The following is a 23,258-nucleotide window of genomic DNA, read 5'->3' as shown; positions in this document are numbered from 1 at the left end:
TCCGGATGACCCTGCACGCAGACCCCCACCTCGCGCTTGTCCGGCCGGTCCAGCCGCTGACCCCGGAAGGGTGTCAGGAGTGTCTGCTGCTCGGCTCCCCGTGGGTCCACCTGAGGCTCTGCCTGACCTGCGGGCACGTCGGCTGCTGTGACTCCTCGCCGAACAAGCACGCGCGAAAGCACGCAGCTGCCGTCGCCCATCCGATCGTGCAGTCGTTCCAGCCCGGCGAGGAATGGCGCTGGTGCTACGTTCACGAGGCGTTCGTCTGATGTCCGGCGACCAGTCGCCGCCGGGCGAAGGACCGGTGCCGGAGGAAGCGGACGAGGCCGTCTTCCGGGAGACCCCGGACATCTGCGGGGCGTATCCGCGCCTTACGGAGGACCAGATCGCACGTCTGGCGGAGCACGGGCAACGCCGGAGCACGGCTCCGAACGACGTGCTGATCCGGGAAGGGGAGCGCTGTGAGACGTTCTTCGTCGTCCTCAGCGGTACCGTCGCCGTCGTCGAGGACTACGGCACTCCCGAGGAGCACGTGCTGCGCGTGCACGGTCCCGGTCGCTTCATCGGCGAACTCGGTCTGCTGCACGGACAGGTGGCCTTCTACACCGCTGTCGCCAGGGAGCCGGGCGAGGCCCTCGTCGTCTCCTTGGACCAGTTGCGCCACCTGGTGTCCCAGGACTCCACCATCGGGGACGTCGTGCTGCGCGCCTGTCTGGGCCGTCGTGCGCTGCTCGTCGGAGAAGGCGCCGGCTTCCGCATCATCGGCTCGCGCTACTCGCCCGACACCCGGCGGCTGCGCGAGTTCGCCATCCGCAACCGGCTGCCGCACCGCTGGATCGACCTGGAGACCGACGAGGAGGCCGAGGAGCTGCTGCGCCGCTTCGGCGTCGGCCCGGAGGAGACACCGCTCGTCATCTGGCGGGACACCACCCTGTTGCGCAACCCCAGCAACGCGGAACTGGCCCGGCTCATCGGCCTGCCGTCACTGCCCGCCGGAGACCGTCACCGCGACGTCCTGATCGTCGGCTCCGGACCCGCCGGCCTCGCTGCCGCGGTGTACGCCGCCTCCGAGGGCCTGACCACCACCGTGGTGGAGGCGATGGCCACCGGCGGCCAGGCCGGCACGTCGTCCCGCATCGAGAATCTGCTCGGCTTTCCCTCCGGCATCTCCGGCGCCGAACTCACCGATCGCGCCGTGCTCCAGGCCGACAAGTTCGGCGCCAGGATCAGCATTCCGGTGGAGGCGACCGGTCTCCATCCCAAGGACGAGGACCACTACGTGGTGGCGTTCGCCGACGGCAGCGAGATCGCCGCCCGCGCCGTCGTCCTGGCCACGGGTGCCCGCTACCGCCGGCTCCAGGTGCCCGGCATCGAACGCCTGGAGGGAACGAGCGTCCACTACTCGGCGACCGTCTACGAGGCCCAGCAGTGCCGCACCGACCCGGTGGCCGTCGTCGGCGGAGGCAACTCGGCGGGCCAGGCGGTGCTGTTCCTCGCCGGGTACGCGCCGAAGGTGCACCTGCTGGTCCGAGGCCCCAGCCTTGAGGCCAACATGTCCCGCTACCTGGTCGACCAGGTCGAGCGCCATCCGCGGGTGGAGGTCATGCTGCACACCGAGGTCACCGAGGTCATCGGCCAGGAGGTGCTGGAGGAGCTCGACGTGGTCGACAACCGCACGGGCGGGCACCGCCGACTCGCGGTACGGGGCCTGTTCGTCTTCACCGGCGCCGACCCCCACACCGGGTGGCTCACCGGCATGATTGCCCTCGACTCCCGCGGCTTCGTCCTCACCGGTCCGGAGGCCCAGGAAGCCTGCGCCCACCCCGAGGTGTGGCAAGGCCGCGGGCGCCCGTGCATGACCCTGGAGACCAGCCTGCCCGGGGTCTTCGCGGTAGGGGATGTCCGCAGCGGCTCGGTGAAGCGGGTGGCCTCGGCGGCCGGTGAGGGCGCGATGGCCATCCACTTCGTGCACCGGCACCTGGGGCACTCGGCCGCACCCGGCACCACGGGCACGCCCGCTGCCGCGGGCGGCTCGGACGTCTCGCCACGCATACGTCACAAGGAGTCCGCATGGCTCGCATGAGAAATGGCGGGCGATGAGATCACGAGGATTCCCGCGGCATACACAAAAGCCGGCAACGGGTCAGTGTGAGTCCTCGAACACCTTGCGACAGCTGACCGAGCATGCGAAACGATGTAATCTCCGAATCGCCCTTGACCTGCAGTAGCAGGCAGGGAGCAGACGAATCGGGAGCACTCTCATGTTTCGCACCATGTTCAAGTCCAAGATCCACCGAGCCACCGTCACCCAGGCCGACCTGCACTACGTGGGATCGGTGACCATCGACGCCGACCTGCTCGACGCCGCCGACCTGCTGCCGGGCGAGCTCGTGCACATCGTGGACATCACCAACGGCTCGCGCCTGGAGACGTACGTCATCGAGGGCGAGCGCGGCTCCGGCGTGATCGGCATCAACGGTGCCGCCGCCCATCTCGTCCACCCCGGCGACCTGGTGATCATCATCAGTTACGCTCAGGTGACCGACGCCGAGGCCCGGGCACTGCGGCCCCGGGTCGTGCACGTGGACCGCGACAACCGCATCGTGGCCCTCGGTGCCGACCCCTCCGAGCCGGTACCGGGTTCGGACCAGCAGCGCAGCCCGCAGGCCGTGACGGCCTGACCCCCGGACTGCCCTCTTCGACCAGGAGCGTGCCCATGAGCGACATCGAGATCCGTGACGACCGGGCGGCGGGCCGCCTGGAGGCTCTCGGTGACGGCGCGGACGGCGAAGTCGTCGGCCACATCGAGTACTTCGTCCTCGAAGCGCCCCGGCGCGCCCTGGTCCCGGTCCACACGATCGTGGAGCCGGCGCACGAGGGGAAGGGCATCGCCGGGTCCCTGGCCCGGGAGTTGTACGCCATCGCCGAGCGCGAAGGCGTCGTCGTCGCGCCGCTGTGCCCGTACGTCGTGAAGTGGGCCGAGCGTCACCCGGACGTGGCCCCGCCGGCCGACCACGAGCTGCTGCGCGCGGCGAAGGCATGGCTGGTGGCGCACCCCGGACGCTTCTGAGCCCACGTCATACGGCGCCGCCCCGGCCGCCGGCGCGCGTCGACGCGCGCGCCGGGCGGGGCCGACCGGACCCAGGTCGTCATACGGGCGGGTGAGTGGGGAAACGGCGCCCGGGTACGCGGGGGAGTAGTCCAGAGCCGACGTCGACCGACTGGCCGGAGGACCTGATGACCGACCCGTATCCCGACCCCGTACCGCCGGGCCCCAACCCCGGCCCGGACCCCGTACCGCCGGGTCCGAATCCCGGCCCGGACCCCCAGCCGCCGGACCCGTACCCGTCTCCGGTCCCCAACCCTCAGCCACCCCCGGGGCCGGAGCCCACCCCGCCCCCGCAGCCCCCCTCGCCGCCGACGCCGAAACCCTCCCCGCCCCCGGGCCCGTCCCCGATCCCACCGGGACCGGAACCGGTCCCGAACCCGGAGCCGGGCCCACCGCTGAGCTGACACCCCCGCATGCCGAAGGCACGAGACGGCGGACGGCCGTCAGGCCGTCCGCCGTCTCGCGGAGCCGCAGAGGAGACGTCCGCCCCTACGCGGTCACCTCCGACCGGTCGCCGCCCCACAGGGTGTGGAACGACCCGTCCCGGTCCGTGCGCCGGTAGGTGTGGGCGCCGAAGAAGTCCCGCTGCCCCTGCGTCAGCGCAGCCGGCAGCCGCTCGGCGCGCAGGGCGTCGTAGTAGGCGAGGGCCGCGGCGAAGCCGGGGGTCGGTACGCCCTGGCGGGTCGCGGCGACGAGGACCTCGCGCCAGTCGTCCTGGGCGGCCGCGATCTCCTGGGCGAAGGTCTCGTCCGACAGCAGGCTCGGCAGGTCGGGGCGGGCGTCGTACGCGGCGCGGATCCGGTCCAGGAACGCCGCGCGGATGATGCAGCCGCCCCGCCAGATCGCCGAGACCGCGCCCAGGTCGATGTCCCAGTCGTACTCCTCGCGGGCCGCCGCGATCTCGTGGAAGCCCTGTGTGTAGGAGACGATCTTCGACGCGTACAGGGCCTGCTCCACCCGGTCCGCGAAGGCCCCCGCCTCCGACTCCGACAGCGGCGACGCCTTCGGGCCCGCAAGGCCGCGGGACGCCTCGCGCAGCGCCGCGTGACCCGACAGGGACCGGGCGAAAACCGCCTCCGCGATGCCCGAGACCGGCACCCCGAGGTCGAGGGCGATCTGGACCGTCCAGCGGCCCGTGCCCTTCTGCTCCGCCTGGTCCACCACCACGTCCACGAACGGCTCGCCCGTCGCCGCGTCCACGTGGGACAGGACCTCGGCGGTGATCTCGATCAGGTAGGAGTCCAGCCGGCCCGTGTTCCAGGTGCGGAAGATCTCGGCGATCTGCGCGGGGGAGTACCCGGCGACGTCCCGCAGCAACTGGTACGCCTCGCCGATCAGCTGCATGTCGGCGTACTCGATGCCGTTGTGGACCATCTTCACGAAGTGCCCGGCGCCGTCGGGGCCGACGTGCGTCACACAGGGCGCGCCGTCCTTCGCCTTCGCCGAGATCTTCTCCAGCATCGGGCCGAGCGAGTCGTACGACTCCTTCGGGCCGCCCGGCATGATGCTCGGCCCGTTCAGCGCGCCCTCCTCGCCGCCGGAGACGCCCATGCCGACGAAGTGGATGCCCTGCTCGCGCAGCGCGGCCTCGCGGCGGCGGGTGTCCGCGAAGTGCGCGTTGCCACCGTCGATGATCATGTCGCCGGGTTCCAGGAGCGGCGCGAACTCGTCGATCACCGCGTCCGTCGGGCCGCCCGCCTTGACCATGATGACCAGCCGCCGCGGCCGCTCCAGCGCCGCCACGAACTCCTTGGCGGTCTCCGTCGCGATGAAGTCGCCCTCGTCCCCGAACTCCTCGACGAGGGCGTGCGTACGCGCCGCCGTCCGGTTGTGCAAGGCGACCGTGTAGCCGTTGCGCGCGAAGTTCCGGGCGAGGTTGCGGCCCATGACCGCGAGTCCCGTGACGCCGATCTGGGCTGTCTTGCTCATTCGGTTGGCTCCTTGAGGATCCGGTATCGGTGGTGCCGGTCGTGCCCGTCAGTATCGCCCCACCGACCATCCTGACTTGCCGGTACGCCCGGCGCATGTCCGGGTTGTCCGGCGTGGCGTACGCAAGTACGGACGACGGACCCCACCTGCCTCAGCCGATCCGCAACTGCGGCGTATTCCTGTTCCCTTGAGATACAGGGCGGCCGATTGCCGTCTTGTCATGGCCTGTTCGCGGCGCTTACTTTTGGCCCTCCTGACGCATGTCGAGGGGGATCTTCATGGCCGTACGCGGCCGGCACCGCCGGTATCAGCCGAACAGGATCAACCGCGCCTCACTCACCGTCACCGCGGGCAGCGCGGGAATGGCGATCCCGCTGATCGGAGCCGGCACCGCCCACGCGGCCGACGTGTCGACCTGGAACAAGGTCGCCGCGTGCGAGTCCAGCGGCAACTGGAGCATCAACACCGGCAACGGCTTCTACGGCGGACTGCAGTTCACCCAGTCCACCTGGGAGGCCTACGGCGGCCGGGCCTACGCCCGCCGGGCCGATCTGGCCACCAAGGACCAGCAGATAGCCGTCGCCGAGAAGGTCCTGGACGGGCAGGGGCCGCGCGCCTGGCCGGTGTGCTCGGGGCAGGCCGGGCTGTCGCGCGGGGGCGGCACCCCGGACGTGCACACCGAGAGCGCCGGCACGAAGAGCACGAAGAGCACGAAGAAGACGTCGGTGAAGGACGTCCAGCCGCACACCACGCCCCAGTCGCGGGCGGGCACGGCCGAGATGTACACCGTGGTGCGTGGCGACAGCCTCTCCGAGATCGCCGAGACCGAGCACGTCACGGGCGGCTGGCGGCGGCTGTACGACGCGAACCGCTCGACGATCGGGGCCGATCCGGACCTGATCCTGCCCGGCCAGCGGCTGCACCTGCGGGGCAACGCCCCGGCGCCGACCCACACCGGCGCCAAGTCCCCGGTGAAGAAGGCCTCTGCGACCACCGAGAAGCACACCGAGAAGCACACCGAGAAGAAGGAGAAGGCGCCCAGCCGTCACGCTCTGGTCGCCCCGGTGAACGGCCCGATCGGTACCGGCTACCACGTGCCCGGCTCCTCCTGGTCGAAGGGCTACCACACCGGTGTCGACTTCCCCGTGCCCACCGGCACGTCGGTGAGGGCGGTCGCCGCGGGCCAGGTCGTGAGCGCCGGCTGGGGCGGGTCCTACGGCTACCAGGTGGTGATCCGGCACTCCGACGGCCGCTACACGCAGTACGGCCACCTGTCGGCGATCTCGGTGCGGGCCGGGCAGAGCGTGAGCCCCGGTCAGCGCATCGGCCGGTCCGGGGCCACGGGCAACGCGACGGGCCCGCATCTGCACTTCGAGGTGCGGACGGGGCCCGGCTTCGGTTCCGACATCGACCCTCTCGCCTACCTCAGGGCCGGGGGCGTCAGGATTTGACCCGCACCCGGTGCCGGTCGAGGGCCGGCGCCGGGACGTACGAGCCGCCGTAGAACGGGCCGTAGAAGCGGTAGCGGGCCGGGTCGAGCGAGAGCTCGTCCGTCTCGTCGTAGGCGACCTCCAGGACCGTGGGGCCCACCTGCGCCGGGACGAGGAGTTCCGCCGTGAGCAGGTCCTCCTCGACGGGCGTGGGCTCCGGCTCGGGGGCCGGTTCGGTCTCGACGGCCGACGCGCTCCCGACGGCCGGTTCGGTCTCGACGGTCCGGGCGAGCCGCTCCGTCGTCAGCAGGATCAGGCCGCCCGCCGCCACCACACCGCAGCTCAGTGCGAGAGCGGTGCCCGTGGTGCCGTAACGGAAGGTCTCGCCGAACATCGTGATGCCGACGGCGGCCGCCACCACCGGGTTGACGACCGTCAGCGTCGCCAGCGGGGCCGCGAGGCCCGCGCCGCGGTAGGAGGCCTGGGACAGCAGCATGCCGGCCGTGGCGAAGACCCCGATCACTGCGAGGGACGGCAGGTCGGACACGGTCACCCCGTCGGTCCAGTCGACCGCGACAGTCTTGGTGAACACCGAGGACATGCCGAACGCTATGCCGGATCCGGTCGCCAGCAGCATGCTGCGCACCGCCGGGTGCCGGTGGGCGGCCCGGCCCGCGATCATCAGGGCGACGACCACACCGCCCGTGACCACGGCCACCGCCACCCGCTGGGCCGTGTCCAGCGACTGCCCCTCGGAGGCGCCGACCAGCGCCAGCAGGCCGGCGAGGCCCACGGTCGCCATGATCGCGCCCCGCCAGGCGGTCGCACCGGCCCTGCGCCCCACGAACAGCGCGGCCATCGGCAGCGCGAACACGATGGTCAGGGCACCCAGCGGCTGCACAAGGCTGAGCGGGCCGTAGGCCAGCGCCACCACGTGCAGCAGCCCGCCGAGGCCGTTCAGCGCCACCGCCGCCCACCAGGACGGCCGGCGCAGCGGCGCGTACTGCTCGCCCGGCGAGGACACCGCCACGCGCTCCTGCACGATCGCCCCGCCGGCGTAGGCGACGGCGGAGACGAGGGAGAGGAGCACGGACAACGCGAGGGCACTCATCGGATGCTCCTCTGCGTGTGGCGGGGGCGGTGACCCCTGCGCGGCGAACGGTCGGCCTTCATAGCCAACACGATGCCCTGCCGATCTGTTCCCGTCGTCGTCCCTGAGCACGCAATGGGTCCTACTGCCGATGGAGTACGAATCGGGCACCGTCATCCCCAGGGTGGGCGACACGGGGTGGACACCCCTGGAAGCCGCCCCCTAGGGGGCTTGGTACTACTGCTCCTCGTGGACCTCGACCCCGAACTCGCCGCCCTGGCACCGCTCGGCGGCTTCTTCGTACTACGCACGGGCGGAGCGCCGCCCTCCACCCTGCCGACACTCGCTGCGACGTATGAGAACCGGCCGTCGCGGGCGCACGGAAATCCCCTCGTCTTCCGGGTCGAGAAGGTCGCGGCCGTGCTGCGCGCCCCGGAGCCGCGGGTCGCGGCGTCCGTGTTCCAGCAGGGGCTCGCGGCCCGGCTGTGGTCGGTGACGCTCGGCTGCGCCCTCGCGTACGGCGGCGTCCCCGACCTGGACCCCGCGCTGCTGCGCTGGGACCCCGACGCGAGCGCCCCCGACGACCTCTGGCTCTCGGATGTCCGCCCGCTGCCCGCCGACCCCGCCACCGTCGCCCGCGTCGTCCTGCACGGCCACCTCGAACCCTTGGCCGAAGCGCTGCATGCCCACTACCGCATCGCGCCCGGCCTGCTGTGGGGCAACGCCGCCTCCGCCCTCGCCGGCACCGCCCGGCAGCTGGGCCCCGCGGCCCGCCCCCTCACCGCCGCTCTCCTCGCCCACCCCCTCCTGGCGGGCACCGGCACCCTCACCGGCGCCGCCTTCCGCCGCCGCAGCTGCTGCCTGTACTACCGGGTGCCCGGCGGGGGCGTGTGCGGCGACTGTTGCTTCACACGACCGCCGCGCCCTTCCGCGCGCGGCGCATCTGGGTGACCATGAAGGAACTGGTCGCCGAGGCAAGGGGTTGCGGGTGCGTGTGGGACTGCTGACCCGGGAATTCCCCCCGGACGTGTACGGCGGCGCGGGCGTCCATGTCGAGTTCCTCGCCCGGGAGCTGACCCCCCTGGTCGACCTCGAGGTGCACTGCTGGGGCGAGGGCCGCGGAGTGGGCGTCGTACGCCACCGCCCCTGGGCCGCCCTGGACACCGCCAACGACGCGCTGCGCACCTTCTCCGTGGACCTCGCCATGGCCGCCGGCCTGGAGGGCCGCGAGCTGGTGCACTCCCACACCTGGTACGCCAACCTCGGCGGTCACCTCGCGAAGATGCTCTACGGCGTGCCGCACGTCATGACCGCGCACTCGCTGGAGCCCCTGCGCCCCTGGAAGGCCGAGCAACTGGGCGGCGGCTACGCCCTGTCCAGCTGGGCCGAGCGGACCGCGATCGAGTCCGCCGACGCCGTGATCGCCGTCTCCGGCGCCATGCGCGAGGACATCCTCGGCTGCTATCCGGAGCTGGATCCGGCCAAGGTCCACATCGTGCACAACGGCATCGACACCACGCTGTACCGCCCCGACCACGGCACCGACGTCCTCAGCCGCATCGGCCTGGACACCGGGCGTCCGTACCTCCTGTTCGTCGGTCGCATCACCCGCCAGAAGGGCGTGCCGCACCTGCTGCGGGCCGTCCGGGACATCGACCCGGGCGTGCAGGTCGTGCTGTGCGCGGGGGCACCGGACACCCCGGAGATCGACCGGGAGTTCCGTGAGCTCTACGAGGAACTGAGCCGGGTCCGCGACCATGTGCGCTGGATCCCGCAGATGCTGCCGCGCCCCGACGTGATCCAGCTCCTCACCCATGCGGCCGCCTTCGTGTGCCCCTCTGTGTACGAGCCCCTCGGCATCGTGAACCTGGAGGCGATGGCCTGCGGCACCCCCGTCGTGGCCTCCCGGGTCGGCGGCATCCCCGAGGTCGTGGACGACGGCAGGACGGGGGTACTCGTCACCGTGGACGACGATTTCGAGGCCTCTCTCGCGCGGGCCCTGGATTCGGTGGTCGGCGACCCGGAGGCGGCACGGCGGATGGGTGAGGCGGGGCGCGAGCGCGCGGTGGTGGAGTTCGGCTGGGACGCCGTCGCCCGCCGTACGGTCCGTCTTTACGAGGAGATCCTGAAACAGGAATAGAAACAGGAACAGAGCGAAGGGGACTTCCTCGAACAGGCTTACTCCGCCCTGGGCAGGGGCAGGGATGGATCAACCACGGTGAGGGGAGCGACCATGCGTCGTGGCGGACCTTCGGTGCTCGGGATCGTGCTGGCGGGCGGAGAAGGCAAGCGCCTTATGCCCCTGACGGCGGATCGCGCGAAGCCAGCGGTCACCTTCGGCGGTACGTACCGCCTTGTCGACTTCGTGCTGTCCAATCTCGTCAACGGCGACATCCTGCGCGTCTGCGTGCTGACGCAGTACAAGTCGCATTCGCTGGACCGGCACATCACCACCACATGGCGGATGTCGAGCCTGCTCGGCAACTACGTCACGCCGGTCCCGGCCCAGCAGCGGCTGGGCCCGCGCTGGTACCTGGGCAGCGCGGACGCCATCCTGCAGTCGCTGAACCTCGTGCACGACGAGGGGCCCGAGTACGTGGTGGTGTTCGGCGCCGACCACGTGTACCGCATGGACCCGCGCCAGATGCTCGCCCAGCACATCGAGTCCGGGGCGGGCGTGACCGTGGCCGGCATCCGGGTGCCGCGCTCGGAGTCGTCGCAGTTCGGCGTGATCACTCCCGGCTCGGACGGACTGACGGTGGAGAGATTCCTGGAGAAGCCGGCCGACCCGCCCGGCCTCGCCGACGACCCGGAGTGCGTCTTCGCCTCCATGGGCAACTACATCTTCACCACCAAGGCCCTGATCGAGGCCCTGCAGCGGGACGCCGAGGACGAGAACTCGGTGCACGACATGGGCGGCTCGATCCTGCCCCAGCTCACCGAACGCGGTGAGGCCCAGCTCTACGACTTCAGCGCCAACCACGTCCCCGGCGAGACCACCCGCGACCGTGGCTACTGGCGCGACGTCGGCACCCTCGACGCGTACTACGACGCCCACATGGACCTCATCGCCGAGCGGCCGGCCTTCAACCTCTACAACCGGCAGTGGCCCATCTACACCCACTCGTACCAGCTCTCCCCGGCCCGCTTCAACGCGGGCGGCATGGCCAGTGAGTCGATCATCAGTGCCGGCTGCCTGATCCGCGGCCAGGTCACCCGTTCCGTGCTGTCACCGGGCGTGCTGGTCGACCCGGGCGCGGTGGTCCAGGGCTCGATCCTGCACGACAACGTCCACATCGGGCGCGGCGCGGTCGTGCGCGGGGCGGTGCTGGACAAGAACGTCGAGGTGCCTCCCGGCGCGACCATCGGCGTCAACCCGGAGCGGGACGCGGAGCTGTACACGGTCTCCAAGGGCGGCGTGATCGCGCTCGGCAAGGGACAGGTGGTGTCGTAACCGCGCCCGTCTCCCGAAAGGCGCGCTCGCAACAGCCCCGGCCCACGTCGACGGCCGGGGCTGTTGTCATGTCCCTGGACGCAAAGCGGAATCCGTGTTGTCATGCCAACTGCTGTCCATGACAACGTTGTTATGGGAGGGTTCCGTGCACGCCAGACGCCTCAGAGACAGACTCGCGTTACTGCTCGCCGCGGTACTCGGCGCGGTCGGCCTCGCCACCGCCCCCACCGCCACCGCCGCCGAGGACCCCGTCGAGATCCACGGCCTGAAGGGCGAGTACTACACCCAGTCCGCCCCCGGCGCCTTCGACCTCCACGAGCTCAAGGCCACCGGTTTCGACCCGAACCTCGACTTCGACAACCTCGAACCACGCCTCGCCTTCACGACCGGCCGGTCCGACGACGTGAGCGTCCGCTGGACCGGAAAGATCGTCCCGGACAAGACCGGGCCGCACACCTTCTCGATCACCGGCGACAACGGCTTCCGCCTCTGGATCGACGGCGCCCTCGTCATCGACCACTGGGTCGACGACTGGGACCGCGAACAGACCTCGCAGCCCGTCGAGTTGACCGCCGGCAGGGCCTACGACATCAAGGTCGAGTACTTCGAGCACTACGGCGGCTCCAACCTCCATGTGCGCTGGACCGAGCCCGGCGGCGTGAAGGAGACGGTCCCTCGCTCGGCGTTCCGGCTGCCCGACGGCTGGGACTACGACGGCGCCGTCGCGGCCACCGTCACCGGTACCGGCCGCACTCTGCGGCTGGACTTCGCCCAGCGCCTCGCCGCACCCCCGGCCGGCCTCACCGACCACCTCACAGCGGTGATCGGCGGCGCCAAGTGGCCGCTGGCGGACGCCCGGTTGGACCCCGCCGACCCCCGGTCCCTGCTGGTCTCCCTGGAACAGCCCGTCGTCGGCAACAAGACCGGCACCGCACGCGGCACGGCGGACGTCCGCTACGACGGCGACGGTATCCTCACCGGCGCGGACGGCAACGTTGTCAACGCGTTCTGGAGCAGCGGCCCCAACCGCTCCACGTACGAGCTGCGCACGAAGTGGGCCGACCGGGTCGGCCCGGGCAACGCCCACCCCGAGTACCCGCGTCCGCAGCTGACCCGCACCGACTGGCGCAACCTGAACGGCCGTTGGCAGTTCGCCGCCGCCGAGGAGGGCGAGCGGCCGCCCGTCGGCAGGACCCTCGCCGAACGCATCCTGGTCCCCTACCCGGTCGAGTCCCAGCTCTCCGGACTGGAGCGGCACGAGGACCGCATGTGGTACCGGCGCACCTTCACCGTCCCGGCCGGCTGGAGGATCGGTTCGGGCAAGCGGCTGATGCTCAACTTCGGCGCCGTCGACTGGCGCGCCGAGGTGTACGTCAACGGCGTCAAGGTGACCGAACACCAGGGCGGCTACGACAAGTTCGGCGTCGACGTCACCGACGCGCTGAAGCCCGGCCGTACCCAGGAACTCATCGTCGGCGTCTACGACCCGACCGACGCGGCCGCCGGCGAGAACCCGCCGCTCGGCAAGCAGCGCCTGGACCCGAGCGGCATCTGGTACACGCCGACCTCGGGCATCTGGCAGACGGTGTGGATGGAGCCGGTCGCACCCGACCACGTGGACGCGCTGAAACTCACCCCGGACGTCGCGAACGGCCGGCTCACCGTCGAGGCGCGGGGAGTCCGCGACGGCGTACCCGTCACGGCGACCGCCTACGCCGGACACCGCAAGGTCGCCACGGCCCGCGGCCGCACCGGCGGCCCGCTCACCCTGACCCTCCACGACCCGCACCTGTGGTCCCCCGACGACCCCTTCCTGTACGACCTGAAGGTCACCGTCGGCGCCGACCGCGTGGGCAGCTACTTCGGGATGCGCTCGATCTCCGTCGAGAAGGTGAACGGCGTCCCGCGCACCCTCCTCAACGGCAAGCCCGTCTTCATGATGGCCACCCTCGACCAGGGCTTCTGGCCCGACGGCCTCTACACCGCCCCGACCGACGAGGCGCTCGCCTACGACCTGAAGGTGCACAAGCAGCTCGGCTTCAACGCCGTGCGCAAGCACATCAAGGTCGAACCCGACCGGTGGTTCTACTGGGCCGACCGGCTCGGCCTGCTGGTGTGGCAGGACATGCCCGCGATGACCGCCGGCGTCGATCCGAGCCCGGCCGCCCGCGCCGAGTTCGAGCGTGAGATGAAACAGGTGATCGACGAGCACATCAGCAGCCCGTCGGTCGTCATGTGGGTCACCTTCAACGAGGGCTGGGGCCAGTACGACATGGCCCGCGTCGCCGACCAGGCCAAGGCCTGGGACCCCAGCCGCCTGGTCAACTCCATGTCCGGGCTCAACCTCGGGGCCGACGGCGGCACCGGCGACATCATGGACGAGCACGGCTATCCCAGCCCCGCCCTGCCACCTCACCCGGACGGCCGACGCGCCCTGGTCAGCGGCGAGTACGGCGGCCTGGGCCTCGCGGTGCCCGGCCATGCCTGGTCGGTGCAGCAGTCGTACGTCGACGTCGACCCGGCGGCCTACACCGACGACTACCTGACGAAGCTCGCCGAGGTGCACGCCCTCGCCTGCCGGGGAAGCAACGGAGCCGTCTACACCCAGATCTCCGACGTCGAGGGTGAGTTGAACGGTCTGCTGACCTACGACCGCCGGGTGCTCAAGCCGGACGCCCGGCGCGTGCGGGCCGCACAGCGGGCGCTGATCCGCGACGCGTCACAGCCGAACCCCGCCGGATGCGCGGCTGACTGACCCGCGAACCCGATCATGCAGACAACGCTGTCTCACGCCCGACGGAGGCTATACGACATGAGATGGACCCGGCGCCTGCGCCTGTGCACGGCCGGGGTGGTGGCGGCGTCAGCGCTGCTCGCCGCTCCGGCCGCCCGGGCCGCCGAGCCGAGGGACGGCAGGCTCACCGACCTGGTGAACCCGTTCATCGGCACCGAGAACGAAGGCAACACCTTTCCCGGCGCCGCCGTGCCCTTCGGCATGGTGCAACTCTCGCCGGACACCGGGCACAACACCGGCTACGACTACTCCTGGGCCCACATCCGGGGCTTCTCCCTGGTCCACCTGTCCGGCGTCGGCTGCGGCATCGGCGGCGACCTGCCCGTGCTGCCGACCACGGGTGATGTCACGCAGACGGACTACGCCAAGTACGCGGCCGGCTTCAGCCACGACCACGAGGCGGCGAGCCCCGGCTACTACCGGGTCGGCCTCGACGCCGGTATCGAGGCGGAACTGACCGCGACCGAGCGCACCGGAGTGCAGCGCTACACCTTCCCCGCCACCGACAAGGCCAACGTCCTGCTGAACGCGGGGCAGTCGCTGCACAGGAAGGGCGTCAGCCGGGTCGAGATCCTCGACGACCACACGGTGCGCACCGCCATCACCGGCAGCGGCTTCTGCCAGGGCACCCGGCCCTACACCGTGTACACCGTCACCCGCTTCGACCGCCCCTTCACCGCCTACGGCACCTGGGACGGCGGCACGGTCACGGCCGGCTCGACGACCGGGGCCGACGGCGCCTACGTCCGCTTCGACACCACGAAGGACCGCACCGTCGAGGCCACCACGGCCCTGTCGTACGTCGACGCGGCCGGCGCGGCGGGCAACCTCCGGGCCGAGGGCGGGCGTTCCTTCGACGCCGTGCGCGACGCGGCCCGGCGGTCGTGGGAGAACCGGCTGCAGAAGGTGCGGGTGCGGGGCGGCGACGAGACGCTGCGCCGCACCTTCTACTCCTCGCTGTACCGGTCCTTCCTGGCGCCCAACGTCGGCAGCGACGCCGACCGCCGCTACCGCGGCTGGGACCAGAAGGTGCGCCGTGCGGACGGGTTCACGTACTACCAGAACTGGTCGCTGTGGGACACCTACCGCACCCAGTCCCAACTGCTGTCCCTGCTCGCGCCGCGCGAGGCACGGGACATGGCGATCTCGGTCGTCAAGGTCTCCGAGGACGGCGGCTGGCTGCCCAAGTGGGGTTACGGCACGGTCGAGACGAACATCATGACCGGCGACCCGGTCACCCCGTTCCTGACCAACGCCTACCAGCAGGGGCTGCTCGCCGGATACGAGGAGCGGGCCTACCGGGCGCTGAAGAAGAACGCCGACGGGGTGCCGCCCGCGGACTCGCCCTCGCTGGGCAGGGAGGCCAACCGGGAGTACATCGCGAACGGCTTCGCCCCGTACGTCAAGGACCGCCCGAAGTCGAAGCCCGGTGACTCGGACTACCACCAGGGCGCCTCGGCCACCCTGGAGTACGCCCTGTCGGACGCGGTGCTCGCCCGGATGGCGCACGGCCTGGGGCACGACGCCGACGCGGCGCGGTTCGCGGCCCGCTCCCAGAACTACCGCAACATCTTCGACCCCTCGACCGGCTTCTTCCGCGCCCGGGACGTCTCCGGCGCCTTCACCGGCCCCGCCGACCCGGCGCAGAGCGTGGGCTTCCACGAGGGCACGTCCTGGCAGTACCAGTGGCTGGTGCCGCAGGACCTGCCGGGCATGGTCGACCTGATCGGCGGCGCCCGGGCGGCCGACGAGCGGCTCGACTCCTTCTTCGCCTACGACCAGCTGCTCGAGGACCCGGCGAAGACGGCGCGCGAGGTGTGGGTCAACGGCCCGTACGACTACTACAACGCCGACAAGTACAACCCGCAGAACGAGCCCGACCTCATCGCCCCGTACACCTATCTCTCGACCGGCCGGCCCTGGAAGACCACCGACGTCGTGCACGCGGCGCTGACGCTCTTCACGGACGGCCCGACCGGCATGACCGGCAACGACGACCTCGGCACCATGTCCGCCTGGATGGTGCTGTCGTCGATCGGGATCTTCCCGGTCCAGCCCGGTTATGACACCTGGGGTCTGTCCACGCCGGTCTTCGACCGCGTGGACCTGACCCTGGACCGCCGCTACTACCCGCACGGCACCCTGAGCGTCACCGCCCCCGGCACCTCCGCCACCGATCGCTACGTCCAGTCGGTGCGCACGGACCGGACGCCGCACGACAGCGCGTATCTGACCACCGGTGATCTGCGCTCGATGCGCAGGCTCTCCTTCACGGTCGGCCCGCGCCCGTCCGAGTGGGCTACGTCACCCGAGGCGGGGCCACCGGCGCTGAAGTGACCCCAGGTGTCACACGAGTCCCGCCCCTGTTGTGGGGGCGGGACGAGTGACGGGACTTAATCCGATGTTAACTGTGTGTAGCTTGATCGTACTTGACCGTAATCGCCTGAGAGCGGTTGACTGCTTGCTCACCCGTCGTCGACGCGAGGCAAGCCATTGACTTCTGACCTGCTCGCTCCTCTCGACCTTGCGTTCTGGAACATCGAGTCCGCAGAACACCCCATGCACCTCGGTGCCCTGGGTGTCTTCTCGGCCCACTCGCCCACCGCCGGCGCCCACGCGGCCGACCTGCTCGCGGCCCGCGCCGCCGCGGTGCCCGGGCTGCGCATGCGGATCCGGGACGTGTGGCAGCCGTTCTCCTTCCGGCCGCTGGCCTTCGGCGGTGCCACGCGCGAGCCGGACCCCGACTTCGACCCGCTCCACCACGTCAGGCTGCACGCCCCCACCGCCGACTTCCACGCGGACGCGGGCCGGCTCATGGAGCGCCCGCTGGAGCGCGGCAGGCCGCCGTGGGAGGCGCATGTGCTGCCCGGCGAGGACGGCGTGTCCTTCGCCGTACTGTTCAAGTTCCACCACGCCCTGGCCGACGGGCTGCGCGCGCTCACCCTCGCCGCCGCCGTCCTCGACCCCATGGACCTGCCCGAACGCAGGCCCCGGGCCGAGGAGCCGAAGGGCGGCGGCCTGCTGCCCGACGTGCGCAGGCTCCCGGACCTGGTCAGGGGCGCCGTGTCCGACGTGGGCCGGGCCCTGGACATCGGTGCCTCGGTGGCCCTCTCCGGCCTCGCCGCGCGCTCGTCGTCCGCGTTCACCTCCGAGGCCACCGGCACCCGCCGCACCGCGGGCGTCGTCATCGACCTCGACGACGTGCAGCGCATCCGCAAGTCCGAGGGCGGCACCGTCAACGACGTCCTGATCGCGGTGGTCGCCGGCGCGCTGCGCCGCTGGCTGGACGAGCGCGGCGACGGCAGCGAGGGCGTGGCGCCCCGCGCCCTGATCCCGGTCTCCAAGCGGCGCCCGCGCACCGCCACCCCGCAGGGCAACCGGCTCTCCGGCTACCTGATACGGCTCCCGGTCGACGACCCCGACCCGATCGGCCGCCTCGGCACGGTCCGTACCGCCATGGACCGCAACAAGAACGCCGGCCCCAACCGGGGCGCGGGCGCCGTCGCCCTGCTCGCCGACCACGTGCCGCCGCTCGCCCACCGGCTCGGCGGCCCGCTGGTCAGCCAGGCGGCCCGGCTCTGGTTCGACATCCTGGTCACCAGCGTGCCCCTGCCCAGCCTCGGCCTGAAGCTCGGCGGCAACCCGGTCACCGAGGTCTACCCGCTGGCCCCGCTGGCCCGCGGCCAGGCCCTCGCGGTCGCCGTCTCCACCTACCGCGGCCACGTCCACTACGGCCTCGTCGCCGACGCCGAGGCCGTACCGGACCTGGACCGCCTGGCCGCGGCCCTGTCCCAGGAGGTCGAGACTCTCATCACCGCATGCGGCTCCTGACCACGGCAGGTTTGGAGGACCGGCCCGGCGCTCCGTAAAATCCTTCCTTCGACAGCGGGTGCGATCGGAGCGCCGCTCGGGTGATCAGGGAAACGGCAGCGCGATGACGGTGACAGAGGAAGGTCCGGCGACCACGGACGAGGTCGTGTACGGGCCCGGTATCGACCCGGAGCGGCTCGCCGTCTGCCTGAGCGTGCTGGAGGAGCTCGACGAGCTGGAGGTCGACCACCCGGACGCGATCGCCGTGCGCCGGGCCACCGCCGGCGTCTACCGGACGGTCAAGCAGCGCCGCCGGCAGGAGCGCCGGGCCGCCAAGACCGCCCACGACAAGGCGGTCACCGAGGCCACGGCGACCGGCTCCGCCCAGCGCATCGACGACGAGACCGAGGGGCTGCTGCCGTCCTCGCGGACCGAGGAGGGCCGGGTCGCGGGGATACTCCAGCGCCCGCGCTCCTGCTACACCTGCAAGACCCGGTACGTGGAAGTCGACTACTTCTACCACCAGCTCTGCCCGGACTGCGCCGACACCAACCGGGCCAAGCGCGACGCCCGCGCCGACCTCACCGGCAAGCGCGCCCTGCTCACCGGCGGCCGCGCCAAGATCGGCATGTACATCGCGCTCAGGCTGCTGCGCGACGGCGCCCACACCACGATCACCACGCGCTTCCCCAAGGACGCCATCCGCCGCTTCAAGGCGATGGACGACTCCGCGCAGTGGATGCACCGACTGGAGGTCGTCGGCATCGACCTGCGCGACCCGGCGCAGGCCGTCGCGCTCGCCGAGCAGGTCGCCGAGGCGGGCCCGCTGGACATCCTCGTCAACAACGCCACGCAGACCGTACGCCGCCTGCCCTCCGCCTACGCCGCCCTCGTCGAGGGCGAGAGCGCCCCGCTGCCCGCCGGCGAGCTGCCCGCCCACCACGTCATCGGCGCCTTCAACTCCGGAGCGGTCGACGGCCTGGCCGCGCTGCCGCTGGGCACCAGCGGCCTCGACGCCCAGCAGGTCGCCGACCTCGCCCTGGTCGCGGGCAACGCCAGCGTCGCCCGCCATCTCGACGGCACCGCCATCGACGCGGGCGGCCTGGTCCCCGACGTCGTCGACAGCAACACCTGGGTGCAGACCATCGAGCAGATCTCGCCGGTGGAGCTGCTGGAGACCCAGCTGTGCAACTACACCGCGCCGTTCATCCTGATCAGCGGGCTGCGGCCGGCGATGGCCGAGGCCGCGCGCAGGGCGTCCAGCGGGCGGGCCTACGTCGTGAACGTGTCGGCGATGGAGGGCGTCTTCGGCCGCGGCTACAAGGGAGCGGGCCACCCGAACACCAACGCCGCCAAGGCCGCCATGAACATGGTGACGCGGACCAGCGCCCAGGAGATGTTCCAGACCGACGGCATCCTCATGACCTCGGTCGACACCGGCTGGATCACCGACGAGCGTCCCCACTTCGACAAGCTGCGCCTGGCCGAGGAGGGCTTCCACGCCCCGCTCGACCTGGTCGACGGGGCCGCGCGGGTCTACGATCCGATTGTGCGCGGCGAGCAGGGCGAGGACCTGTACGGCGTCTTCCTGAAGGACTACGCGCCCGGAAAGTGGTGAGCGCGGGGGCGAGCGTGTGGCCCGGCGTCGCCCGGGAACCCGGACCCTGGTGAACACCGCGCCAGGGAGTGACCATGAGCAGTCCACACGGCATCGATCCGCGAGCGCAGAACGACCCTCGCAACCGCTACCCGACCGATGAACAGTTCTACGGCAGCGACCGCCCAGAGCACGCCCTGCTGCCCGAGGACCGGCCGCGCGGCGGTGGCGAAGGGATTCCGATGAAGCACCGCGGCCCGTGGGCAACGGTCGCGCTGGTCGCCGGCATCATCCTGTTGATCATCGTCGGCATCGCACTGTTCCCGTGAGGGAGCCTCCGCCGCTGTCATGAGCGAGGTGGTGCGTATGAGCGAAGCATGTCGTGGACGGCGTACTCCCGCGCGGAGTGCGCCGTCCTCACGCGTGTGCCGCCGTCCACCAGCAGATCCGCGCCCGTGATCCACTCGGCCGCGTCGGACGCCAGCCACACCACGGCCCGCGCGATGTCGTCGGGCTCGCCGATCCGGCCGAGCGGCAGACCGGCGGCCACCCGCGCCTCCTCGGGCTCCCACACGAACCGGGCCATCTCGGTGCGCACCAGCCCGGGGGAGACCGAGTTCACCCGCACCCTCGGCGCCAGCTCGCCCGCGAGCTGCCGGGTCAGGTGCAGCAGGGCCGCCTTGCTGGTGCCGTAGGCGCCTACGTTCGGCCCGGCGTGTCCGGCGCCCTCGGTGCAGATGTTGACGACCGAGCCGCCGTGCTCCCGCATCCACGCCCGCCAGGCGCCCTGCACCAGCCGCAGCGGTGCCTCGACGTTCACGGCGAAGGCGGCCCGCCAAGCCTCGGGGTCGGCGTCCATGAGCGGGCCGTAGGGCTGGTTGGTCGCCGCGTTGTTGACCACCACGTCGATCCGCCCGAACGCCCGCACGGCGGTGTCGACGACCTCCCGCAGATGGTCCGGATCGCCGACGTCGCCGCTGACGCCGACCCCGTCCAGCTCGGCCGCCGTGCGCCGCACCTCCAGCGCGTCCCGAGCGGTCACGCACACCCGTGCGCCCGCCGCGGCCAGCCGCTCTGCGACCGCGCGCCCGATGCCCCGGGTCCCGCCGGTCACCACGGCGGCCCGGCCCTGCAGCCCGTCCTGCGCGTACGACGACGTCATCGCCGTACCGTCTCATGACGAGCCGTCAGTCGACAGCCCCCAGGCGGGAGTTGCGCGCGGCGACGAGTTCCAGGACGGTGCGCCAGTCCTCCAGGACACCGGCGTCGAACCCGGCGGTCCGGCTCTCCTCGTCCGCCAGGTGGAGGCGCACCAGATCGTCGTCGCGGGCGCGGCCGTCGCGGCGCACGAGGCGGTAGACGCGCTCGCCGAGCAGGGGCCTCACGGCCGCGGCGGCGTGCTCGGCCCGGCGGGACTCGTCGCCGGGGCACAGCAACCGTCCGATGTCGTGCACCAGCCCCGCCACCTGGAGCTCCTTGTCGGCGGGGCGGCTGCGGCGCAGCAGTGCGGCGGTGCGCAGCGCGTGCTGACTCCGGCAGGCGTACAGCAGATCCATCAGCTCCTCGACACTGCGCAGCTCCATGCGTCAGTCCTCCCGCCGGACGGGCCGTTGCCGTGACGTCAGCAGATCATGGCCGTGTTTCGAATCGGCCAACGGGACTTGAACTGCGCGGCCCTTTCAGTGCTGCGCGTGCGGGTCGTGGTGCGCGTGCCCGGCGTGCTCGTGGTCCTCCTCGGACGGCGCTCCGCCCATCATGCGCAGCATCGCGGGCCCGCCCGTGCGCCAGAACCGCCATACGAGCAACGCGGCGAGCAGCAGGAAGGCGATGTTGAGCCAGGTGGTGTAGTTCCACGACACACCCTCGTCGGGGATCTTCGCCGCGCTCTGGTCCGGGACGAGCCCGAGGCCGCCGAAGACCAGCTCCACCGCGTAGCCGGCGAGGACCGTCGCCGCGTAGAAGGTGACCAGCAGGAAGGCCGTCATCCGTGGGCCGTAGTACTTCCGGTAGATGTTCAGGATCGGCAGGATCAGCAGGTCCGCGAAGATGAACGAGACCACCCCGCCGAAGCTGATGCCGCCCTTCCACAGCACCACCGCCAGCGGCACGTTCCCGATGGAGCAGACGAACGAGGCGATCGCCACCAGCGGGCCGAGGAGCGGGCCGACCAGCTTCGCGGCGAGCGGATGGCCCTCCAGGAAGAGGGACTGCCAGAAGGAGTCGGGCACCCAGGCGGCGATCGCGCCCGCGATCAGCAGGCCGACCACCAGGTCGCGCAGGATCGCCGCCCACTCCATGACGAACACGTGGGAGACGGAGGTGAAGCCGTCGCGGGAGAGGAGCCGCCTTACGAACGACCCCTCGCCGCCCACCGACATGTCCATCGCGGCATGGCCCTCCATGGAGCCGGCGAGCCCGCGCCCGGCCTGTTCGCGGGCCTCGCGCAGCAGGCGCTGCCGCAGGAAGATCCGGAACAGCACCGCGAGCACGACGATCATGATGGGACCGCCGGTGAACTCGGCCAGGGTGAACTGCCAGCCCATCAACAGGGCGAGGATCACGCCCAGTTCGACGACCAGGTTGGTGGAGGCGATCTCGAAGGCCATGGCGGCGGTGAAGTTCGCGCCCTTGCGGAACAGAGAGCGGGCCAGCGCCACGGCCGCGTAGGAGCAGGACGAGGAGGCGGCGCCGAGGCCTGCCGCCAGGGTGAGGGTGCGGGGGCGGTCGTCGCCGAGCAGCCGTACGACCGTGGACCTGCGCACCACCGCCTGCACCACGGCCGACAGCGCGAAGCCGAGCACCAGGGCCCAGGTGATCTCCCAGGTCATCGATCCGGTGATGGAGAGCGCGTGGAGGATCGCGTCCATGGGGTTGTGGTCCTTCCGGTCCGTCCGGTGTGACACCTCTCTGCGGCACTGTACCCCCTAGGGGTATGCGTAGCGCATCCCGGTCGCGGCCGAGAAGCAGTGCACGGCATCGGTGCGGACCGCCACGCGGACGGGTTCCCCTCTGGAGTGCGTGGGACGCCCGGGGAGCCGGACGACGATGTGGCCGAGCCGGGCGGCCGAGGGCGCGGACGTGTGCAGGTGGACGACGGCGCCCGTGTCCTCGACCGCCTCGACCACCAGGTCCAGCCCGGGCGTCACAAGATCCTGCGGAGGCAGGACGTCGAACTGCTCGGGCCGCACGCCGAGCACGATCTCGGCGGCGCCCTCCGCCGCGGTGGCCCGCAGGACGGAGCGGGGGAGGGGCACGTTCAGGCCGCCCAGTCCGACGCCGTCCGGGGTGAGCCGCAGCCGGAACAGGTTCATCGGCGGCGAGCCGACGAACCCGCCCACGAACGTGTTGACGGGCCGCGCGAACACCTCCCGCGGTCGCCCGACTTGCTGCAGCACCCCGTCCCTGAGCACGGCGAGGCGGTCGCCCACGGCCATCGCCTCGGTCTGATCGTGCGTGACATACACCGTGGTGATGCCCAGATGGTGCTGCGTCCGGACGATCCGGCCCCGGGTCTCCACCCGCAGCCGGGCGTCGAGGTTCGACAGGGGCTCGTCCATCAGGCAGACCCGCGGATCCCGTACCAGCGTCCGCCCGGTCGCCACCCGCTGCCGCTCGCCGCCCGACAGCGTGCGCGGCCTGCGCCCCAGATACCGCTCGATGTCCAGCAGGGACGCGGCGAAGCGGACCCGCCCGCGGGCGTGCTGCCGGGGCATGCCGGCGACCCGCAGCGGGAAGCCGATGTTGTCGGCAGCCGACAAATGCGGGTACAGGGAGTAGTTCTGGAACACCATCGCGACACCCCGCTCGCGGGGCGGAAGATGGGTGACGTCACGGACGCCGATGTGGATCGACCCCGAGTCGACGTCCTCCAGACCGGCGAGCAGGCGCAGACAGGTCGACTTTCCGCACCCGGAAGGTCCGAGCAGCACCATGAACTCACCGTCCTCGATCTCGAGGTCGAGCGAGTCGACGGCCGGCCGGTCGCCCGACGGGAAACGCCGGGTGACCTTGTCGAAGGTGACGGACGCCATGACATCCCCCTCCC

The 23,258-nt window shown here is 71.5% G+C and carries 19 protein-coding genes; 13 read left to right on the top strand and 6 right to left on the bottom strand.

Annotated elements, in window-relative coordinates; all coding sequences use genetic code 11:
* Positions 1-5 precede the first annotated feature (5 nt).
* The 4 genes from ACQF4J_RS08640 to ACQF4J_RS08625 all read left to right on the top strand — a co-directional run bounded on the left by ACQF4J_RS08640 (position 6) and on the right by ACQF4J_RS08625 (position 3,070).
* Positions 6-269 (top strand): UBP-type zinc finger domain-containing protein, encoded by a 264-nt coding sequence (locus ACQF4J_RS08640; RefSeq protein ID WP_351578623.1) that lies wholly within the window; start codon positions 6-8, stop codon positions 267-269.
* Positions 269-2,083: an FAD-dependent oxidoreductase gene (locus ACQF4J_RS08635; RefSeq protein WP_427165405.1), complete on the top strand. Its 1,815-nt coding sequence runs from the start codon at positions 269-271 to the stop codon at positions 2,081-2,083. The genes ACQF4J_RS08640 and ACQF4J_RS08635 overlap by 1 nt, the downstream gene beginning before the upstream one ends.
* A gap of 178 nt (positions 2,084-2,261) precedes the next feature.
* Positions 2,262-2,681: an aspartate 1-decarboxylase gene (panD, locus tag ACQF4J_RS08630; RefSeq protein ID WP_351585108.1), complete on the top strand. Its 420-nt coding sequence runs from the start codon at positions 2,262-2,264 to the stop codon at positions 2,679-2,681.
* Positions 2,682-2,716: 35 nt separating this feature from the next.
* On the top strand, positions 2,717-3,070 hold the full coding sequence (locus ACQF4J_RS08625; protein WP_351585107.1) for a GNAT family N-acetyltransferase: 354 nt from the start codon (positions 2,717-2,719) through the stop codon (positions 3,068-3,070).
* Between the two features lie 528 nt (positions 3,071-3,598).
* Here ACQF4J_RS08625 and gndA read toward each other — a convergent pair.
* Positions 3,599-5,038 (bottom strand): NADP-dependent phosphogluconate dehydrogenase, encoded by a 1,440-nt coding sequence (gene gndA / locus ACQF4J_RS08620; RefSeq protein WP_351578637.1) that lies wholly within the window; start codon positions 5,036-5,038, stop codon positions 3,599-3,601.
* A 278-nt stretch (positions 5,039-5,316) separates the two neighbouring features.
* On the opposite strand from gndA, the gene ACQF4J_RS08615 reads away from it, so the two are divergent.
* Positions 5,317-6,489 (top strand): transglycosylase family protein, encoded by a 1,173-nt coding sequence (locus ACQF4J_RS08615; RefSeq protein WP_427165404.1) that lies wholly within the window; start codon positions 5,317-5,319, stop codon positions 6,487-6,489.
* On the opposite strand, the gene ACQF4J_RS08610 is transcribed toward ACQF4J_RS08615, so the two are convergent.
* Positions 6,479-7,579, bottom strand: a complete 1,101-nt coding sequence (locus ACQF4J_RS08610) for a DMT family transporter (protein WP_351578643.1) — start codon at positions 7,577-7,579, stop codon at positions 6,479-6,481. The two genes, ACQF4J_RS08615 and ACQF4J_RS08610, sit on opposite strands and share 11 nt — an antisense overlap.
* A gap of 210 nt (positions 7,580-7,789) precedes the next feature.
* Between ACQF4J_RS08610 and ACQF4J_RS08605 the strand changes: the two genes are divergently transcribed.
* The 8 genes from ACQF4J_RS08605 to ACQF4J_RS08570 all read left to right on the top strand — a co-directional run bounded on the left by ACQF4J_RS08605 (position 7,790) and on the right by ACQF4J_RS08570 (position 19,542).
* A complete protein-coding gene (locus ACQF4J_RS08605) occupies positions 7,790-8,509 on the top strand; it encodes an IucA/IucC family C-terminal-domain containing protein (protein WP_351578646.1) in 720 nt (239 codons plus the stop codon).
* 37 nt (positions 8,510-8,546) lie between these two features.
* On the top strand, positions 8,547-9,698 hold the full coding sequence (gene glgA, locus ACQF4J_RS08600) for a glycogen synthase (RefSeq protein ID WP_351578649.1): 1,152 nt from the start codon (positions 8,547-8,549) through the stop codon (positions 9,696-9,698).
* 93 nt (positions 9,699-9,791) lie between these two features.
* Entirely contained in the window at positions 9,792-11,012 is a 1,221-nt protein-coding gene (gene glgC / locus ACQF4J_RS08595; protein WP_351578652.1) for a glucose-1-phosphate adenylyltransferase, read from the top strand.
* A gap of 145 nt (positions 11,013-11,157) precedes the next feature.
* Positions 11,158-13,767 (top strand): PA14 domain-containing protein, encoded by a 2,610-nt coding sequence (locus tag ACQF4J_RS08590; RefSeq protein WP_427165403.1) that lies wholly within the window; start codon positions 11,158-11,160, stop codon positions 13,765-13,767.
* A gap of 57 nt (positions 13,768-13,824) precedes the next feature.
* Complete coding sequence (locus ACQF4J_RS08585) at positions 13,825-16,143, top strand: GH92 family glycosyl hydrolase (RefSeq protein ID WP_427165402.1); 2,319 nt, start codon at positions 13,825-13,827, stop codon at positions 16,141-16,143.
* Positions 16,144-16,299: 156 nt separating this feature from the next.
* Positions 16,300-17,637 carry a wax ester/triacylglycerol synthase family O-acyltransferase gene (locus ACQF4J_RS08580; protein ID WP_427165401.1) on the top strand — a complete coding sequence of 446 codons (1,338 nt, stop codon included), beginning with the start codon at positions 16,300-16,302 and terminating at the stop codon, positions 17,635-17,637.
* A gap of 103 nt (positions 17,638-17,740) precedes the next feature.
* Positions 17,741-19,234 carry an SDR family NAD(P)-dependent oxidoreductase gene (locus tag ACQF4J_RS08575; RefSeq protein WP_351578662.1) on the top strand — a complete coding sequence of 498 codons (1,494 nt, stop codon included), beginning with the start codon at positions 17,741-17,743 and terminating at the stop codon, positions 19,232-19,234.
* A 74-nt stretch (positions 19,235-19,308) separates the two neighbouring features.
* Entirely contained in the window at positions 19,309-19,542 is a 234-nt protein-coding gene (locus ACQF4J_RS08570; RefSeq protein WP_351578665.1) for a hypothetical protein, read from the top strand.
* 17 nt (positions 19,543-19,559) lie between these two features.
* Here the strand turns inward: ACQF4J_RS08570 and ACQF4J_RS08565 are convergent, their stop codons facing one another.
* The 4 genes from ACQF4J_RS08565 to ACQF4J_RS08550 form a co-directional block, all read right to left on the bottom strand.
* Entirely contained in the window at positions 19,560-20,375 is an 816-nt protein-coding gene (locus ACQF4J_RS08565; RefSeq protein ID WP_351801927.1) for an SDR family oxidoreductase, read from the bottom strand.
* A gap of 25 nt (positions 20,376-20,400) precedes the next feature.
* Positions 20,401-20,796, bottom strand: a complete 396-nt coding sequence (locus ACQF4J_RS08560) for a hypothetical protein (protein ID WP_351578670.1) — start codon at positions 20,794-20,796, stop codon at positions 20,401-20,403.
* 96 nt (positions 20,797-20,892) lie between these two features.
* Complete coding sequence (locus ACQF4J_RS08555) at positions 20,893-22,080, bottom strand: permease (RefSeq protein WP_351578673.1); 1,188 nt, start codon at positions 22,078-22,080, stop codon at positions 20,893-20,895.
* Between the two features lie 57 nt (positions 22,081-22,137).
* Positions 22,138-23,244: an ABC transporter ATP-binding protein gene (locus ACQF4J_RS08550; protein ID WP_351578676.1), complete on the bottom strand. Its 1,107-nt coding sequence runs from the start codon at positions 23,242-23,244 to the stop codon at positions 22,138-22,140.
* Positions 23,245-23,258: the final 14 nt, after the last annotated feature.

The organism is Streptomyces sp. C1-1, assembly GCF_050214755.1.
Lineage (GTDB): Bacteria > Actinomycetota > Actinomycetes > Streptomycetales > Streptomycetaceae > Streptomyces.
The sequence above is the reverse complement of the archived record's forward strand: the minus strand, read 5'-3'. Positions and strand labels throughout refer to the sequence as shown.

Excerpts from the sequence above, each read along its gene's own strand:
- ACQF4J_RS08640 (WP_351578623.1), top strand. The coding sequence starts at position 6 with ATGACCCTGCACGCAGACCCCCACCTCGCGCTTGTCCGGCCGGTCCAG.
- ACQF4J_RS08635 (WP_427165405.1), top strand. The coding sequence starts at position 269 with ATGTCCGGCGACCAGTCGCCGCCGGGCGAAGGACCGGTGCCGGAGGAA.
- panD (WP_351585108.1), top strand. The coding sequence starts at position 2,262 with ATGTTTCGCACCATGTTCAAGTCCAAGATCCACCGAGCCACCGTCACC.
- ACQF4J_RS08625 (WP_351585107.1), top strand. The coding sequence starts at position 2,717 with ATGAGCGACATCGAGATCCGTGACGACCGGGCGGCGGGCCGCCTGGAG.
- gndA (WP_351578637.1), bottom strand. The coding sequence starts at position 5,038 with ATGAGCAAGACAGCCCAGATCGGCGTCACGGGACTCGCGGTCATGGGC.
- ACQF4J_RS08615 (WP_427165404.1), top strand. The coding sequence starts at position 5,317 with ATGGCCGTACGCGGCCGGCACCGCCGGTATCAGCCGAACAGGATCAAC.
- ACQF4J_RS08610 (WP_351578643.1), bottom strand. The coding sequence starts at position 7,579 with ATGAGTGCCCTCGCGTTGTCCGTGCTCCTCTCCCTCGTCTCCGCCGTC.
- glgC (WP_351578652.1), top strand. The coding sequence starts at position 9,792 with ATGCGTCGTGGCGGACCTTCGGTGCTCGGGATCGTGCTGGCGGGCGGA.
- ACQF4J_RS08585 (WP_427165402.1), top strand. The coding sequence starts at position 13,825 with ATGAGATGGACCCGGCGCCTGCGCCTGTGCACGGCCGGGGTGGTGGCG.
- ACQF4J_RS08575 (WP_351578662.1), top strand. The coding sequence starts at position 17,741 with ATGACGGTGACAGAGGAAGGTCCGGCGACCACGGACGAGGTCGTGTAC.
- ACQF4J_RS08570 (WP_351578665.1), top strand. The coding sequence starts at position 19,309 with ATGAGCAGTCCACACGGCATCGATCCGCGAGCGCAGAACGACCCTCGC.
- ACQF4J_RS08565 (WP_351801927.1), bottom strand. The coding sequence starts at position 20,375 with ATGACGTCGTCGTACGCGCAGGACGGGCTGCAGGGCCGGGCCGCCGTG.
- ACQF4J_RS08560 (WP_351578670.1), bottom strand. The coding sequence starts at position 20,796 with ATGGAGCTGCGCAGTGTCGAGGAGCTGATGGATCTGCTGTACGCCTGC.
- ACQF4J_RS08555 (WP_351578673.1), bottom strand. The coding sequence starts at position 22,080 with ATGGACGCGATCCTCCACGCGCTCTCCATCACCGGATCGATGACCTGG.
- ACQF4J_RS08550 (WP_351578676.1), bottom strand. The coding sequence starts at position 23,244 with ATGGCGTCCGTCACCTTCGACAAGGTCACCCGGCGTTTCCCGTCGGGC.